Origin of the sequence: Klebsiella sp. KE9456, from assembly GCF_043832615.1 — a bacterium.
Taxonomy (GTDB): Bacteria; Pseudomonadota; Gammaproteobacteria; order Enterobacterales; family Enterobacteriaceae; genus Klebsiella; species Klebsiella indica.
Genome location: NZ_JBDYQK010000002.1, coordinates 146,430 through 162,709 on the forward strand (window position 1 = coordinate 146,430; position 16,280 = coordinate 162,709).

14 protein-coding genes are annotated in these 16,280 nt (G+C 54.6%); 6 read left to right on the plus strand and 8 right to left on the minus strand.

Going from position 1 to position 16,280, the window contains the following annotated elements:
* Positions 1-136 precede the first annotated feature (136 nt).
* From ABK821_RS02935 to folA, 5 genes are all read left to right on the plus strand, one after another.
* Positions 137-1,087, plus strand: a complete 951-nt coding sequence (locus ABK821_RS02935) for a 2-hydroxyacid dehydrogenase (RefSeq protein WP_138361905.1) — start codon at positions 137-139, stop codon at positions 1,085-1,087.
* A gap of 72 nt (positions 1,088-1,159) precedes the next feature.
* Positions 1,160-2,464 (plus strand): MFS transporter, encoded by a 1,305-nt coding sequence (locus ABK821_RS02940; protein ID WP_138361906.1) that lies wholly within the window; start codon positions 1,160-1,162, stop codon positions 2,462-2,464.
* A 95-nt stretch (positions 2,465-2,559) separates the two neighbouring features.
* A complete protein-coding gene (kefF, locus tag ABK821_RS02945; RefSeq protein WP_138361907.1) occupies positions 2,560-3,093 on the plus strand; it encodes a glutathione-regulated potassium-efflux system oxidoreductase KefF in 534 nt (177 codons plus the stop codon).
* Positions 3,086-4,951 carry a glutathione-regulated potassium-efflux system protein KefC gene (gene kefC, locus ABK821_RS02950; RefSeq protein WP_343177939.1) on the plus strand — a complete coding sequence of 622 codons (1,866 nt, stop codon included), beginning with the start codon at positions 3,086-3,088 and terminating at the stop codon, positions 4,949-4,951. The genes kefF and kefC overlap by 8 nt, the downstream gene beginning before the upstream one ends.
* Before the next feature lie 197 nt (positions 4,952-5,148).
* The gene (gene folA / locus ABK821_RS02955; protein WP_138361909.1) at positions 5,149-5,628 is read left to right on the plus strand and encodes a type 3 dihydrofolate reductase; all 480 of its coding nucleotides are present in this window, start codon (positions 5,149-5,151) and stop codon (positions 5,626-5,628) included.
* A 112-nt stretch (positions 5,629-5,740) separates the two neighbouring features.
* On the opposite strand, the gene apaH is transcribed toward folA, so the two are convergent.
* The 6 genes from apaH to lptD form a co-directional block, all read right to left on the minus strand.
* Positions 5,741-6,589, minus strand: coding sequence for a bis(5'-nucleosyl)-tetraphosphatase (symmetrical) ApaH (apaH, locus tag ABK821_RS02960; protein ID WP_138361910.1), 849 nt, complete (start codon positions 6,587-6,589; stop codon positions 5,741-5,743).
* A 4-nt stretch (positions 6,590-6,593) separates the two neighbouring features.
* Positions 6,594-6,971 (minus strand): Co2+/Mg2+ efflux protein ApaG, encoded by a 378-nt coding sequence (gene apaG / locus ABK821_RS02965; RefSeq protein ID WP_138361911.1) that lies wholly within the window; start codon positions 6,969-6,971, stop codon positions 6,594-6,596.
* A 2-nt stretch (positions 6,972-6,973) separates the two neighbouring features.
* The gene (rsmA, locus tag ABK821_RS02970) at positions 6,974-7,795 is read right to left on the minus strand and encodes a 16S rRNA (adenine(1518)-N(6)/adenine(1519)-N(6))-dimethyltransferase RsmA (RefSeq protein WP_138361912.1); all 822 of its coding nucleotides are present in this window, start codon (positions 7,793-7,795) and stop codon (positions 6,974-6,976) included.
* Complete coding sequence (pdxA, locus tag ABK821_RS02975; RefSeq protein WP_138361913.1) at positions 7,792-8,772, minus strand: 4-hydroxythreonine-4-phosphate dehydrogenase PdxA; 981 nt, start codon at positions 8,770-8,772, stop codon at positions 7,792-7,794. Before pdxA ends, rsmA begins: the two co-directional genes overlap by 4 nt.
* 121 nt (positions 8,773-8,893) lie before the next feature.
* The gene (gene surA / locus ABK821_RS02980) at positions 8,894-10,180 is read right to left on the minus strand and encodes a peptidylprolyl isomerase SurA (protein ID WP_308561899.1); all 1,287 of its coding nucleotides are present in this window, start codon (positions 10,178-10,180) and stop codon (positions 8,894-8,896) included.
* 54 nt (positions 10,181-10,234) lie between these two features.
* A complete protein-coding gene (gene lptD / locus ABK821_RS02985) occupies positions 10,235-12,577 on the minus strand; it encodes an LPS assembly protein LptD (RefSeq protein WP_142503028.1) in 2,343 nt (780 codons plus the stop codon).
* A gap of 244 nt (positions 12,578-12,821) precedes the next feature.
* On the opposite strand from lptD, the gene djlA reads away from it, so the two are divergent.
* A complete protein-coding gene (gene djlA, locus ABK821_RS02990; RefSeq protein WP_138361916.1) occupies positions 12,822-13,649 on the plus strand; it encodes a co-chaperone DjlA in 828 nt (275 codons plus the stop codon).
* A 33-nt stretch (positions 13,650-13,682) separates the two neighbouring features.
* Here djlA and ABK821_RS02995 read toward each other — a convergent pair whose 3' ends face one another.
* Positions 13,683-14,381, minus strand: coding sequence for a response regulator (locus ABK821_RS02995; protein ID WP_142503027.1), 699 nt, complete (start codon positions 14,379-14,381; stop codon positions 13,683-13,685).
* Positions 14,371-15,996 (minus strand): sensor histidine kinase, encoded by a 1,626-nt coding sequence (locus ABK821_RS03000; protein WP_343177938.1) that lies wholly within the window; start codon positions 15,994-15,996, stop codon positions 14,371-14,373. Before ABK821_RS03000 ends, ABK821_RS02995 begins: the two co-directional genes overlap by 11 nt.
* Between the last annotated feature and the right edge of the window lie 284 nt (positions 15,997-16,280).

Here is a 16,280-nt window from a genome sequence, read left to right on the forward strand (position 1 = left end):
GTTTTGTCTTAGCGATCACGGAGCGCGTAACAGCTATTTTTAACACGATTCAGCGTGATGCAGATCGCAAAAAACCACATAGAAAATCCGTTTGATAGTGACTACCGTCGTACTGAAATATCAAACAGGTGATCTGATGAATAATGCTATTACCCGCGCCGTCCTTTTAGTGGCCCCCGTTATCGATACCCTACAGGCGCAGCTGGCCGCCGAGTTTCCATTGTATCGCCTGTATGAGCAGGACGATCCGATCGCTTTTCTGCGCGAACAGGGGGAGAATATTGCGGTCGTGGTCACCCGGGGTGATGTTGGCGTTCAGAACAGCGTTCTGGAGCTGCTGCCGCACGTTGGGTTGATTGCTATCTTCGGCGTGGGTACCGATGCCGTCGATTTGGAGTTCACCCGCACCCGGCAGATCGCCGTCTCTATTACTTCTGGCGTGTTGACCAACGATGTCGCCGACCTGGCGATGGGGCTTCTGCTGGCCGGTTCGCGTCAGTTGTGTCAGGGCGATCGTTTCGTGCGGGAAGGGCGCTGGCTGACCGGCGGGCTGCCGCTGGCGACTCAGGTGAGCGGCAAACGCATCGGCCTGCTGGGGATGGGCAATATCGGCCAGGCTATCGCTCGCCGCGCCCGCGGATTCGATATGGAGGTGCTTTATACGGATCGCAAAAAAGTGAAAGGACTCAGTTATCAGTGGTGCGCGGACCTGCACACGCTGGCCCATGAAAGCGACTTCCTGGTGATTGCCGCCTCGGGAGGCGAAGCTAATCGCGGGCTGATTGACGCTTCCGTGTTTAACGTCATGCCGAAACATGCCTGGCTGATTAATATTGCCCGCGGCTCGCTGGTGGACGAGAAAGCACTGATCCAGGCGTTACAAAACGGTGTTATCGCCGGAGCCGGTCTTGACGTCTTCGAAGATGAGCCAAATGTACCGGCAGAGCTGATTGCGCTCAATAATGTAGTACTACAGCCGCATGTTGCCAGCGCCACTCATGAGACGCGGCAGAAAATGAGCGATGTGGTTTATGCCAATGTGGCGGCTTATTTCGCCGGTACGGTATTGCCGAACGCAATTAATTAATTCTCACGTTTATTTCTCTGTCCCTACGCTCACTTTATTACAATGATAACCTCTGCATAGAGAGTGCGATATATGAACGATAAAATTCCCAGCACCCGCTGGCTGCGTATTATTACGCCGGTATTGATTGCTTGTATTATTTCGTTTATGGACCGGGTTAATATTAGTTTTGCGCTGCCCGGCGGAATGGAAACGGATTTAGGTATTACCAGTCAGATGGCTGGTGTCGCCAGCGGAATATTTTTTATTGGTTATTTATTTCTGCAAATACCCGGCGGCAGAATTGCGGTAAACGGCAGTGGCAAGACGTTTATTGCCTGGTCACTGATCGCCTGGGCGGTTGTGTCTATCGCCACCGGTTTTGTGACTCATGAATATCAATTGCTGGTGTTACGTTTTATTCTCGGGGTCTCTGAAGGCGGCATGCTGCCGGTGGTGCTGACGATGATCAGCAACTGGTTTCCGGAAAAAGAGCTTGGTCGGGCGAATGCTTTTGTGATGATGTTTGCCCCACTGGGCGGCATGCTGACCGCGCCAGTGTCGGGCGCCATTATTGCGGCGCTGGACTGGCGCTGGCTGTTTATCATCGAAGGGTTGCTGTCGGTAGTCGTGCTGGCGGTATGGTGGTTTATGATTAGCGACCGCCCGGAAGAAGCCCGCTGGTTGCCGGAAAGCGAGCGTCAATATCTTGTCACTACGCTTGCGGCTGAACGAGCGGTAAAACTGGCCGAAGCGCCAGTGAGCAATGCGCCGGTGAAAGACGTGTTCCGTAACCCTGGCCTGATGAAGCTGGTGATCCTCAACTTCTTTTACCAGACCGGTGATTATGGTTACACGCTATGGCTGCCGACGATCCTTAAAGGACTGACCGGCGGTAGTATGGCTAGCGTCGGATTCCTCGCCATACTGCCGTTCATCGCGACCCTGGCCGGGATCTACGCGATCTCGCTATTCAGCGATCGCAGTGGTAAACGTCGTCTGTGGGTTCGTTTCTCGCTCTACTGCTTCGCGGCGGCGCTGGTGGCCTCAGTCGTGCTGCGCGAGCATGTGGTGGCGGCTTATATTGCGCTGGTGGTCTGTGGTTTCTTCCTGAAGTCGGCAACCAGCCCATTCTGGTCGATGCCCGGACGTATCGCCTCGCCGGAAGTGGCCGGGAGCGCTCGTGGTGTGATTAATGGTCTGGGTAACCTTGGCGGTTTTTGCGGTCCATATCTGGTCGGCGTGATGATTTATCTTTATGGTCAGAACGTCGCGGTCTGTGCGTTGGCCGGGTCGTTGATCATTGCCGGAACCATCACTTTCTTGTTGCCGAAGAAGTGCGACCTTGATACCTCCGAGTCGGATATCGCGGTCAATAAACAGCCGCGGAATGCGTAAAATAACGCGGTATAGATCGCACTTATCGTTGTAAGCGTTTTGATTAACTGTCTACACTCTTGCTGATTACTACAGGAGCGAATGCAGGCTAATCAATGATTCTTATAATTTATGCGCACCCTTATCCGCAGCACTCGCATGCGAATAAGCGGATGCTTGAGCAGGCAGGGAGGCTTGACGGCGTAGAGATACGCTCCCTCTATCAACTGTACCCTGATTTTAATATCGACGTCGCCGCCGAACAGGCGGCGCTGGTTCGCGCCGATCTGGTTATCTGGCAGCATCCGATGCAGTGGTACAGCGTGCCGCCGTTGCTGAAACTGTGGATGGATAAAGTCCTGTCGCACGGCTGGGCATATGGTCACAACGGCAGCGCGCTGCGCGGTAAATCGCTGATGTGGGCGGTGACGACCGGCGGCGGTGAAAGCCACTTTGATACTGGCGCTTTTCCCGGTTTTGATGTTCTGGCCCAGCCGCTACAGGCGACCAGTCTGTACTGTGGCATGAAGTGGTTACCACCGTTCGCCATTCATTGCACGTTCGTCTGTGATGATGAAACCCTCCAGGCGCAGGCGCGCCATTATCGGCAACGTTTAATAGAATGGCAGGAGGCACATCAGAATGGATAGCCACACGCTTATACAGGCGCTGATCTATTTAGGTTCTGCCGCGCTGATTGTCCCGATTGCCGTGCGCTGTGGGCTGGGATCGGTGCTCGGCTATTTAATCGCCGGGTGTATTATCGGCCCGTGGGGGCTGCGGCTGGTCACGGATGCTGAGTCAATTCTGCACTTTGCTGAAATCGGCGTGGTGCTGATGCTGTTTGTCATTGGCCTGGAACTGGATCCTCAGCGCCTGTGGAAGCTGCGCGCTTCGGTGTTCGGCGGTGGGGCGTTGCAGATGGTGGTCTGCGGCACGCTGATTGGGCTGTTCTGTATGTCGCTTGGCCTGCGCTGGCAGGTGGCGGAGCTGATAGGTATGACTCTGGCGCTCTCCTCAACGGCGATTGCGATGCAGGTGATGAACGAGCGTAACCTGATGGTGACGCAACTGGGCCGTAGCGCTTTTGCGGTGCTGCTATTCCAGGATATTGCCGCTATTCCGCTGGTGGCGATGATCCCGCTGCTGGCGGCGAGCGGCGGCTCGACGACGCTGGGCGCGTTTGCCCTGTCGGCGCTGAAGGTCGTGGGGGCGCTGGCGCTGGTGGTGGTGCTCGGGCGCTACCTTACCCGACCGATGCTGCGCTTTGCCGCACGTTCCGGCCTGCGAGAAGTGTTCAGCGCCGTGGCCTTGTTTCTCGTATTTGGTTTCGGATTGCTGCTCGAAGAGGTTGGCCTGTCGATGGCGATGGGCGCGTTCCTTGCCGGGGTGCTGCTGGCGAGCTCGGAGTATCGTCACGCGCTGGAAAGCGATATCGAACCGTTTAAGGGCCTTTTGATGGGGCTCTTTTTTATCGGTGTCGGCATGTCTGTCGATTTTGGTACCCTGGCGACCCATCCGCTGCGCATTCTGATTTTACTGGTGGGTTTTCTGGTGATTAAATCCCTGATGCTGTGGCTCATTGCCAAACCGCTGAGCGTACCGCGCGCCCAGCGCCGCTGGTTTGCGGTACTGCTGGGACAGGGGAGTGAGTTTGCCTTTGTCGTGTTCAGCGCAGCGCAGATGGCCGATGTGCTGGACAGCGAATGGGCGAAGGCGTTAACGCTGGCCGTCGCACTGTCGATGGCGGCAACGCCGATTCTGCTGGTACTGCTGACGCGTCTGGAAAAATCTACGGGGGGCCAGCAGCGCGAAGCTGATGAAATTGATGAAGAGCAGCCGCGGGTGATTATCGCCGGATTTGGTCGTTATGGGCAGATCGTCGGTCGTGTGCTGCTCTCCAGCGGCGTAAAGATGGTTATCCTCGATCATGATCCTGACCATATCGATACCTTGCGCAAATTTGATATGAAAGTGTTTTACGGCGATGCCACGCGCGCTGATCTGCTGGAATCCGCCGGGGCGGAGAATGCGGAAGTGTTGATTAACGCTATCGATGATCCGCAGACCAGCCTGCAACTGGTGGAACTGGCAAAAGAGCACTTTCCGCATCTGCACATTATTTCCCGTGCCCGTGATGTTAACCATTACATCAAGTTGCGTCAGGCCGGGATAGAAGCACCGGAACGTGAAACCTTTGAAGCGGCGCTGAGATCCGGGCGCATGACCCTGGAGGCTCTGGGGCTGGGGGCATACGAGGCCAGGGAGCGCGCCGATCTGTTCCGCCGTTTTAATCTGCAAATGGTTGAGGAGATGGTGGTCATGGCGGAAAACGATTCGGCTTCCCGGGTGGCGGTGTTCAAGCGTACCAGCGAGATGCTGGCCGATATCATCAACGAAGATCGCAACCATTTGTCGCTGGTTCAGCGTCATGGCTGGCAGGGGACGGAAGAAGGAATACATACTGGCGATATTGCTGATGAGCCGCAGAATAAGCCGGTGTCATGAAATGAATTCAGGGTGTCACGTGAGTTTTACAAGTAATATTTTGTTTTCCATTTAAATCCGCTGCTGGCGGCTCACCAGGCTTACGTGGGCTTGCCAGCAAATCTAAAAATTTCCTTATTCTTTACTCTCTGTCCAGTCGACGAAGTATTACGCTTTCCGTATAGTGGCGGCAATTTTTTGTATTCGGGAATTAATCAATGATCAGTCTTATTGCGGCGTTAGCGGTCGATCGCGTTATCGGTATGGAAAACGCCATGCCGTGGAATGTGCCCGCCGATCTCGCCTGGTTTAAGCGCAACACGTTAAACAAACCGGTAGTGATGGGGCGTCTGACCTGGGAATCCATTGGTCGCCCTTTACCCGGGCGTAAAAATATTGTTATCAGCAGCCAGCCAGGCACCGACGAACGCGTACAGTGGGTAAAATCGGTTGATGAAGCCATTGCCGCCTGCGGCGATGTCGAAGAGATGATGGTGATTGGCGGCGGTCGTGTTTATGAACAGTTTCTGCCGAAAGCGCACAAGCTCTATCTGACGCATATTGACGCGGAAGTCGAGGGTGATACCCACTTCCCGGATTACGATCCGGATCAGTGGGAGTCCGTATTCAGTGAGTTCCACGACGCCGACGCGCAGAACTCTCATAGCTACTGTTTCGAGATTCTGGAACGTCGTTAATCGGTCGTGGTCATGCAGATTTGTCGGCCTGATAAGCAGCTATCTCAGATAATGATGTGGCGTGAATGCCGGATAGCGGCGTAAACGCCTTATCCAGCCGACAACATAAGACTCAGGCGTTTACCGCTTCGCCTTTGCCTGAATCAAGATGACGGTTCGACGGCTGCACAAAGTAGCGTTTATCTTCCCAGCGCAGGCAGGTGAGATCCCCGCCCCAGCAGCAGCCGGTATCCAGCGCATAGATCCCTTCCGGCGTGCCTTTTCCTTCCAGCGAAGCCCAATGACCGAAAGCAATGCTGTATTCGCTGGCCACCGGGCCAGGAATGGCAAACCACGGTTTTAGCGGCGCGGGGGCGTTTTCCGGCGCCTCTTTGGCGTACATATCCAGTTGCCCGTTCGGAAAACAGTAGCGCATGCGGGTAAAGGCGTTGGAAATAAAGCGCAGGCGCGCCAGGCCGCTGAGTTCATTGCTCCAGTTATTTGGCATATCGCCGTACATGGCGTCGAGGAAGAACGGGTAGGAGTCGCTGGACAGCACCGCTTCCACATCGCGAGCGCACTGTCTGGCGGTGGCCAGATCCCATTGCGGGGTAATCCCGGCATGGGTCATCACCAGCTTTTTCTCTTCATCGATTTGCATCATCGGCTGGCGACGCAGCCAGTTGAGCAACTCATCGGCATCAGGCGCTTCAAGCAGTGCTTTTAGCCGATCCTTCGGCTTATTGCGGCTGATACCGGCGAAAACCGCCAGCAGATGAAGATCGTGATTACCCAGGACGATGCGTACGCTATCGCCAAGCTGTTTCACGAAACGCAGCACTTCGAGAGAACCGGGACCGCGCGCGACCAGATCGCCGGTGAGCCACAGGGTATCAACCTCAGGATTAAACTCCACCTGCTCTAATAATGCGATCAATTCATCGTAACAACCGTGAACGTCGCCAATAAGGTATGTAGACATTGTTTTAATGGATGAGCGTTGGTACTGCGAGACGGAAAACAGGGATTTCAATGGCGAACGGCGTACCGTTCACATCGATCATTTCATAATGACCCTGCATGGTGCCCAGCGGCGTTTCGATAACCGCGCCGCTGGTGTATTGAAATTCGCCGCCAGCGGGAATATATGGCTGTTCGCCGACAACCCCTTCCCCCTGAACTTCGGTCTCACGACCATGACCGTTGGTGATAAGCCAGTAGCGGCCAAGAAGCTGAACCTGAGTCCGCCCCAGATTGCGAATGGTGACGGTATAAGCGAAGACGTAGCGCTCTTCTTCCGGGGAAGATTGCGATTCGATATAGACGCTTTGCACCTGCACACACATTCGGGGCGAATTAATCATGGTTAGCTCTCCTTGACAGGGGGATGATCGGATAACCAGTTAGCTAGCTGACAGTACTGCGCCACGGAAATATTCTCTGCGCGCATTGCCGGATCGATGCCCAGTTCGCTCAGAACCTCTATGCTGAACAGATTACCAAGGCTGTTGCGGATGGTTTTGCGCCGCTGGTTAAACGCCTCGGTCGTAATACGGCTCAGCACGCGTACTTCTTTTACCGGATGGGGCAATGTGCGGTAAGGCACCAGACGTACGACGGCGGAATCGACTTTAGGCGGCGGCGTAAAGGCGCTCGGCGGCACTTCAAGCACCGGGATTATCTGGCAGTAATACTGCGCCATTACGCTTAACCGACCATACGCCTTACTGTTCGGCCCGGCGACCAGACGATTGACCACCTCTTTTTGTAGCATAAAGTGCATATCGGCAATGGCATCAGTATAGCTGAACAGATGAAACATGAGCGGCGTTGAGATGTTATATGGCAGGTTGCCGAAAACGCGCAGCGGCTGGCCCAGGCTCCGGGACAGCTCGCCGAAGTTCATGGTCATGGCATCCTGCTGATAAATCGTCAGCTTTGGCCCGAGAAACGGGTGGGTTTGCAGACGGGCGGCCAGATCGCGGTCCAGCTCGATGACGGTCAACTGGTCGAGGCGTTCGCCGACCGGCTCGGTCAGCGCGGCGAGGCCGGGGCCGATTTCAACCATTGCCTGACCTTTTTGTGGATTGATGGCCGAGACAATGCTGTCGATCACGAAGCGATCGTTGAGAAAGTTTTGCCCGAAGCGTTTACGGGCTAAGTGGCCCTGATGGACTCGATTATTCATTGAGTATTAACAATCATTTTGATGGCGAGATTAAGCGCCGTGATAAAACTGCCGACTTCCGCTTTCCCCTGGCCCGCAAGTTCAAGCGCGGTACCGTGGTCAACGGAAGTGCGAATAAAAGGTAAACCGAGCGTAATATTCACGCCGCGGCCAAAGCCCTGGTATTTTAGCACGGGCAGGCCCTGATCGTGATACATCGCGAGTACCGCATCGGCATGGTCGAGATATTTTGCCTGAAACAGGGTATCCGCCGGTAACGGGCCGCTGAGGTTCATGCCCTTCGCGCGCATCTCTTCCAGCACCGGAATTATCGTATCGATCTCTTCCGTGCCCATATGGCCGCCTTCACCCGCATGCGGGTTCAGGCCGCAAACCAGTACGTGCGGGTCCTTGATGCCAAATTTGCTGCGCAAATCATGATCGAGGATGGTGATGATTTCGCGCAGCAGCTCGGGGGTGATCGCCTCGCTTACCGCTTTGAGCGGCAGATGGGTGGTCACCAACGCCACGCGAAGCGCTTCGGTTGCCAGCATCATGACCACTTTACTGGCCTGTGAACGCGCTTCGAAGAACTCAGTATGGCCGGTAAAGGGGATTCCCGCGTCGTTGATAATACCTTTATGCACCGGCCCGGTAATCAGCGCGGCGAATTCGCCGTTCAGGCAACCATCGCAGGCGCGAGCCAGCGTGTCGACCACATAACCGCCGTTTTTGACGTTGAGCACGCCCGGTTCAACCGGCGCATTGAGGGCGACGGGAAGCAGCGTCAGGGTACCTGCGCGTTGCGGTGTCGCCGGCTGCGTGGGTTCGTAAGGCAAAAGGGATAAAGAGAGACCGAGCAGCTTTGCTCTGTCAGACAACAGCGCGCCGTCGGCGCAAACGACCAGTTCGACCGGCCAGTCGCGCTGTGCAAGCTGCACCACGAGGTCGGGGCCAATCCCTGCGGGTTCGCCGGGAGTGATAACAACGCGATTCATACACTTCATCCTTCAGACGATCTCTTACTGGCTGCGCTTCGTCACCCCGGTCAAAGGCCGGGGCGATTCGCTTAGCCGCCTCGATACACCCTGAACGATGTTGTGTATGAGGCTTATGCGATTAGTTGTTCAGAATCTTAACGTAGGCGCTGGCGCGCTGTTCCTGCATCCAGGTGGCCGCTTCTTCAGAGAATTTGCGGTTCATCAGCATGCGGTAAGCGCGGTCTTTTTGCGCGGCATCGGTTTTGTCAACTTTGCGGGTATCCAGCAGCTGAATCAGGTGCCAGCCGAAAGAGGAGCGAACCGGGGCGCTGATCTGACCTTTGTTGAGATGCATCAGCGCATCGCGGAACGCCGGATCGAAGACATCCGGCGCCGCCCAGCCTAAATCACCGCCCTGGTTGGCGGAACCCGGATCTTCGGAAAACGCTTTCGCTGCCTGAGCGAAGGTGGTTTTACCGCTCTTAATGTCAGCCGCGATCTGCTCCAGCTTCTCGCGTGCCTGATCGTTGTTCATAATCGGCGACGGTTTCAGCAGGATATGTCGAGCGTGAACTTCGGTGACCGAGATGTTCTGGTTGCCGCCGCGCATATCGTTAACCTTCAGGATATGGAAGCCAACGCCGGAACGAATCGGGCCAACAATATCGCCTTTCTTCGCGGTACTCAGCGCCTGAGCAAAGATGCCTGGCAGCTCCTGAATACGCCCCCATCCCATCTGGCCGCCTTTCAGCGCCTGCTGGTCGGCAGAATAGGTAATAGCCAGTTTGCCGAAGTCTGCGCCGTTGCGCGCCTGCTCAACCACCGAGTTTGCCTGCGCCTGCGCAGCGGCAACCTGCTCGGAAGTTGGATTTTCCGGCAGCGGGATCAGGATGTGGCTAAGGTTCAGTTCAGTGCTGGCATCGTTCTGATCGCCAATCTGTTTGGCCAGCGTTTCCACTTCCTGCGGCAGAATGGTGATGCGACGACGAACTTCATTGTTACGCACTTCCGCAATCAACATCTCTTTGCGAATTTGATTACGATAGGTGTTGTAGTTGATCCCGTCATAGGCCAGACGGCTACGCATCTGATCCATGGTCATATTGTTTTGTTTGGCGATGTTGGCGATGGCCTGGTCGAGCTGATCGTCAGAGATCTTCACGCCCATTTTCTGGCCCATCTGCAGAATGATCTGGTCCATGATCAGCCGTTCGAGGATCTGATGACGTAAGGTTGCGTCATCCGGCAACTGCTGCCCGGCCTGGTGGGCGTTAAGTTTTACCGATTGCATCAAACCATCGACGTCGCTTTCCAGAACAACGCCATTATTGACGACAGCCGCTACTTTATCGATAACCTGTGGGGCAGCGAAACTGGTATTCGCGATCATGGCGATACCGAGAAGCAGCGTTTTCCAGTTCTTCATACTTTTTCCATTTCAATTAACCGCAATTGCGGATTACGTTGTAAACCAGCCACATCACAGGGAGCTCTGGTACGGTAAAATGTTCGAACGCAGCATTTGTTGGGTGCCGAGACCGTAGTTGGAACTCAGACCACGCAGCTCAATGTTAAAGCCGAAGGTATTATCGTATTTGCTTTCGCTGCTGTCGTTATCCCAGCCGTTGATCTTGCGTTCATAGCCGACGCGGATAGCGTAACAGCAGGAGCTATACTGCACCCCTAACATCTGGTTCGCTGATTTTCTGGTATTCGTGTCGTAGTAGTACGCGCCGACGACAGCCCAACGATCGACGATTGGCCAGCTGGCGGTGATACCTACCTGCGAAATCCCATCTTTATACTGCTTAGCGGTGGAATACGAAGGCAGTGTCGCCTGAATGTACTCCGGGCTTGCGTAACGGTAGTTAAGTTGTACTAAACGGTTTTCGTCGCGACGGTATTCCACGGTTCCGTTGCCGGTTGCGACGTTATCCAGACGCGTATCGTACTGAATGCCCCCGCGTAAACCCCAGTCATCGGTGATGCGCCAGTAGGTGTCGCCAGCCCATACCAGTGAACCTCGCGTGTCGTTGTTCTCCCAGTTGATGTTGTCGTCACCGGTTCGTGCCTCGGTGAAATAGTAGATTTGACCAACGGAAATATTAAAACGTTCAACGGCGGCGGAATCATAAACGCGCGATGTGACGCCGGTAGTCAGCTGATTGGCCGAAGCAATACGGTCGAGGCCGCTATAGGTGCGGTCGCGGAACAGGCCATTGTAGTCCGATTGCAGCAGCGTGGAGTCGTAGCTGCCGATCTTGCTCTGGTCACGATAGGGGATATACAGATACTGCACGCGCGGTTCAAGCGTCTGGGTATAGTTCTCTTGCATATCGCGCTCGAAAACCATTTTGCCATCGACTTTAAACTGCGGCATGACGCGGTTAACGGAATCTTTATAGTCAGTCCCGTTGGCTGCGTTATAAGTATCAAGGTTGCTCTGCTGATAATGCGTTGCCAGCAGTTTTGCCTCGGTATCGAGACTTCCCCAGCCGTTAGACAGCGGCAGATCGATGGTCGGTTCAAAGTGAACCCGGGTGGCTTCCGGCATATTGCTGTTTGAGTTAACAAAGTGCACCGCCTGGCCATAAAGATGGGTATCAAACGGGCCGACATCGTTCTGATAATAATTGACATCCAGCTGCGGTTCGGCGGAATAGGCGTTACTTGATTCCCGGTTAAAGACCTGGAACTGCTTCGTCGACACGGTGGCGTCAAAGTTCTGATTGGCGTAGCCCGCGCTCAGTTTTTGCGTGGCGTAGCCGTCGGTACTGGAACCGTATTTGGAGCTAAAATCGTTGAAGTAATCGGGATCGCTGACTTTGGTGTAGTCGGCATTCAGACGCCACACCTGGTCGATAACGCCGGAATGCTTCCAGTAGAACAACCAGCGGCGGCTGTTGCCGTCGTCCGGGTGATCGTTGCGATAAATGCTATCCGATGGCAGATAATCGAACTCCAGCAGGCCGGTGCCCGCCTCGGTGAGATAGCGGAACTCGTTTTCCCACATGACGCCGCCGCGCTTGCTCATGTAGTGCGGGGTCAACGTGGCATCGAAGTTAGGCGCGATATTCCAGTAGTAAGGAAGATAGAACTCCACGCCGTTTTTGGTACTGTATTTGGCGTTCGGGATCAGGAAGCCTGAGCGGCGTTTATCGCCTACCGGCAGTTGCAGGTAAGGGCTGTAAAAAATCGGCACCGAGCCGAGTTTAAACCGCGCGTTCCAGATTTCCGCCACCTGCTCCTGGCGGTCGTGGATAACTTCGCTGCCGACGACGCTCCAGGTGTCAGACCCTGGCAGGCAGGAGGTAAAGCTGCCGTTTTCTAATATCGTATAGCGGTTTTCGCCGCGCTGCTTCATCAGGTCAGCGCTGCCGCGGCCCTGACGACCCACCATTTGGTAATCGCCCTGCCAGACGTTAGTATCTTTGGTGTTCAGATTCGACCAGGCCTTCGGCCCTTTCAGGATCACCTGATTGTCGTCATAGTGAACATGGCCGAGGGCGTCAATCGTGCGTACGGGTTGCGCCTGGCCTGCGGCCTGCTGCTGATGAAGCTGAACCTCATCGGCCTGGAGACGGCTGTTCCCCTGATTAATATCAACGTTGCCGGTAAATACGGCATTATCAGGATAGTTGCCTTTCGCGTGATCGGCATTAATCGTCACCGGCAGGTCGTTGGGCTTCCCTTCAACCAAAGGACGTGTATAGGCAGGGACGCCAAGCATACACTGCGTGGCGAGATCGGCAGCGAAGCCTTGTTGGCTATACAAGGCGCTGGCAATCATGGTTGCCAGTAGGCTGGGAATACGTTTTTTCATACGTTGTATTTGTTGTTCCGTCATCATGTAGCAGCGGCTTGCAAACGGTCAGAGCCTAACGTACTCATCTTAATCGCGCTAGTGTTAATCCGGCCCGTTTTATTCCCGAGCGTTAGGCACCGTGTAGAATGACGAGTATGATAAAGCAAATTATAGGCTATGTCCCATAATTGACCGAGGCGTCAGCGCTTTGTAATGTGCGGTCAGATATAGCTTAACTGGCGGCTGAGAGATTGGGGAGTCTATGCAGTATTTGGGGAAAATAATTGGCGTTGCGGTGGCGTTGATGATGGGGGGCGGCTTCTGGGGCGTGGTGCTGGGCTTCTTAGTCGGGCATATGTTTGACCGTGCACGTAGTCGCCGTTTGAATGTGTTTGCCAACCAGCAGGAGCGCCAGTCGCTGTTTTTTTCCACCACTTTTGAAGTGATGGGGCATCTGACCAAATCGAAAGGGCGTGTCACTGAAGCGGATATTCATGTCGCCAGTCTGATGATGGATCGGATGAATCTGCATGGCGAAGCGCGTACCGCGGCACAGCAGGCATTTCGGGTCGGAAAATCAGATGATTATCCGCTGCGCGAGAAAATGCGTCAGCTGCGTAGCGTCTGTTTTGGGCGCTTTGATTTAATTCGGATGTTTCTGGAAATTCAGTTGCAAACCGCCTTCGCCGATGGCGAGTTGCATCCGAATGAGCGTGAAGTGCTGTTTGTTATTGCCGATGAGCTGGGGATTTCCCGCGCCCAGTTCGATCAGTTCCTGCGTATGATGCAGGGCGGCGCGCAGTTTGGCGGTGAGTCGCAGCAGCAATCGTATGGCCAGCGCGGCGGCCATGCCGGTTGGCAGCAGGCGCAGCGAGGGCCAACCCTTGAAGATGCCTGTAACGTATTAGGGGTAAAGCCCACTGATGACGCCGCGACCGTTAAGCGCGCCTATCGTAAACTGATGAACGAACACCATCCGGATAAACTGGTGGCGAAAGGCTTGCCGCCGGAGATGATGGAGATGGCCAAGCAGAAAGCGCAAGAGATCCAGAAAGCCTGGGAGCTTATTAAAGAGCAGCGCGGATTCTGAATTACCGCCCTCTCCCCGGCGCGGGAGACGGCGTTACGATGTGCCGACGGCGCGGCGGTACATCCGCCGCGGATGGCCGATTTTGCCGTATAGCATTTCCACATCCAGAAAGCCGATTTCCACGCAGTGTTCCAGATAGCGTCGGGCGGTGGTTTTACTTAACCCCGCCTCATTCACCACTTCATCAACCGAAAAGCAGCGATCTTCTCTGTCGGTAAACAGGTTTTGCACCCGCGCCAGGGTTTTTTCTTCAATGCCTTTGCTGCCGCTATCGGCGCGGAAGTTTTTCGCCTGCAACTGATACAGTGAATCAACGTTCTGCTGGTCGACAATCTTCCATTCGCGCTGTTGATCGTAGAACTGCACGAACCGTTCAAGCGACTGGCTCAGACGCTTCCATGACACCGGCTTGAGGATGTAGTCGAAAGCACCGTTGCGGATTGCCAGACTGCAGGTTTCCATGTCACTGGCGGCGGTAATAAAAATCACCGAACAGTTAGCCTGGGCCAGAATGGGGTCGTTCATCAGGGTGACGCCTTTTCCGTCCGGCAGGTAGTTATCAAGCAGTAGCAGCTGCGGCGGCCTGGCGTTGAGTATCTGCCGCGCCTGGGCGAGGGATGCCGCCATTCCCGTGAGTCGCATGCGCGGGTGTTTGTGGATAAGCTCGGCGTGCAGCCGCGCCAGTTCGCTTTCATCTTCGATGATCAGTACATCGACCAGGTCATGATGCATAGTGCGTCTCTTGTTGCGGAAGGGCTGGCCCGTTGGCGGGAATAAACAGCGTGAAAATCGCGCCGCGCGGCGTGTTATCGGCCACTTCAATCGTGCCGCCAGCCTGGGTGACATAGTGCTCAATAAGATAAAGACCAATACCATGATCGCCACGGGTTTTGGTTGTGATGCCGCGTTCAAAAATGCGCTCGCGGATTTCCGGGCGAATACCGATCCCGCGGTCAGCCACCTCAATGATCAATTCCCGGGCATTAAGCTGAATCAGGATCTCGACCGCTTCGTGCGGCGTCGCAGCGCGCTGGGTGGCCTCAATGGCGTTATCCAGCAAATTACCGATGATAGAGATAAGTTCAGACTCCATCAATGACGGCAGCGGGCGGTCAATACGGCAGGCGGGGTCAAAGCTGAGTTCCACCCCTTTCTCCCGTGCGCGGGCGGCTTTACCCAATAGCAGGCCGCACAGCGTCGGGGAATGAAAACGCGATGAGATAAAGTCCAGCAGTTCCTGGGCGTGTTCCGACTGGGCCTGAATATAGCGAATCGCCTCATCATAGTGGCCCATATGCAGTAGACCGGAAAGCGTCGTCATACGGTTTAGCTGCTCGTGACGCATAATACGCAAGTTATCGACATAGCGTTTTACCTGGCTGAGCTGGGCGCTAAGGGAGTTAATTTCATCGCGATCGCGGAAGGTAATCACCCAACCCTGTAGCGCATTTTCCAGCATGATGCGTACCCGGCTGGCGAGGACGGTAAGCTGGTTAAATCGGCACAACTCATCGTGAGTATCGTTTTCGAGCATCTCATCGCCGGTGAAAAACGGCTGTGGGGTAATGACGCTATCGATTGATTTACCGCGCAGTTGGTGCGCGGGCTGGGTCAGCCCGAGCAGGCTGCGGGCAGCGTGGTTAATCACTTCAATGCGCCGATTATGATCGATCGCAATCACGCCTTCGTATATCGATTCCATCATTGCTTTTTGCTGGCGAACCAGCAGGCCGATTTCGCGTGGTTCCAGCGAAAAAATCTGTTTTTTGATGCTGCGGGTGAAGTACCAGGAGAATACAAACAGTGCGATCAGCAGTATCAATGCGGCGATAAAGAGATTGAGCGCTTTTTCCAGCGTAATGCTGTCGAGATAGCTGGTGAGGTAGCCGACGGAAACAATCCCGATAACCTGGCCTGCGTCATTGAAAACGGGCGCTTTGCTGCGCAGGGAAACCCCCAGCCCGCCTTTACGGATGGTGGTGATGCTTTTCCCCTCCAGTACGGCCCGGTTATCGCCGCCAACCAGCCGGGTGCCAACCCATTCCGGATGGACCGAATGAAACAGATGCAGGCCATGCTTGTCGCCAATCACAATAAAACTGGCGTCGCTGCGGCTGGCGATATGTTGCATAAACGGTTTGATGGCTTGAGCGTCTTCACGCGCCACCCACTGACGTAAATCCGGCATCAGGGCGATTTCTTCTGCCTGTATTTTCGCCCGGGCGCTCATTTCCTGATAAAGCTGATGGCTGGCGTCGAAATAATAATAAACGCCGAACAGTGAGAACAGCACTGAGAAAAAGGCGACCAACGAAATGAATAACTTAAATTGAAATGAAACTTTCATAAGTATTATGCACAATATCAGAGTGGCGGCAGGCGATCATCTTTTGCAATGCCAACAGGGTTCTTGAGGGAAACTTTTGAGCGTCCACGCAGGGCAGGTGCTTGGTACCAGCATTATCCGCTGGCGGTGATTTATCAAGGTGAATTCGGCCACGGATTTAAAAACCATAAAAACCACGCCAATAAATCAGCGCGATATCACACCAATAATAAAAACCATAAAAACCATAGTGACCATAAAAACTTCGTTTTTAATCTGTTGATCCTCACATTAAGTCTGTGCGT

Coding starts and splice junctions, on each gene's coding strand:
- ABK821_RS03000 (WP_343177938.1), bottom strand. CDS start 15,996: ATGAAAGTTTCATTTCAATTTAAGTTATTCATTTCGTTGGTCGCCTTT.
- ABK821_RS02935 (WP_138361905.1), top strand. CDS start 137: ATGAATAATGCTATTACCCGCGCCGTCCTTTTAGTGGCCCCCGTTATC.
- kefF (WP_138361907.1), top strand. CDS start 2,560: ATGATTCTTATAATTTATGCGCACCCTTATCCGCAGCACTCGCATGCG.
- kefC (WP_343177939.1), top strand. CDS start 3,086: ATGGATAGCCACACGCTTATACAGGCGCTGATCTATTTAGGTTCTGCC.
- apaG (WP_138361911.1), bottom strand. CDS start 6,971: ATGATTAATTCGCCCCGAATGTGTGTGCAGGTGCAAAGCGTCTATATC.
- ABK821_RS02940 (WP_138361906.1), top strand. CDS start 1,160: ATGAACGATAAAATTCCCAGCACCCGCTGGCTGCGTATTATTACGCCG.
- lptD (WP_142503028.1), bottom strand. CDS start 12,577: ATGAAAAAACGTATTCCCAGCCTACTGGCAACCATGATTGCCAGCGCC.
- rsmA (WP_138361912.1), bottom strand. CDS start 7,795: ATGAATAATCGAGTCCATCAGGGCCACTTAGCCCGTAAACGCTTCGGG.
- pdxA (WP_138361913.1), bottom strand. CDS start 8,772: ATGAATCGCGTTGTTATCACTCCCGGCGAACCCGCAGGGATTGGCCCC.
- apaH (WP_138361910.1), bottom strand. CDS start 6,589: ATGTCTACATACCTTATTGGCGACGTTCACGGTTGTTACGATGAATTG.
- surA (WP_308561899.1), bottom strand. CDS start 10,180: ATGAAGAACTGGAAAACGCTGCTTCTCGGTATCGCCATGATCGCGAAT.
- djlA (WP_138361916.1), top strand. CDS start 12,822: ATGCAGTATTTGGGGAAAATAATTGGCGTTGCGGTGGCGTTGATGATG.
- folA (WP_138361909.1), top strand. CDS start 5,149: ATGATCAGTCTTATTGCGGCGTTAGCGGTCGATCGCGTTATCGGTATG.
- ABK821_RS02995 (WP_142503027.1), bottom strand. CDS start 14,381: ATGCATCATGACCTGGTCGATGTACTGATCATCGAAGATGAAAGCGAA.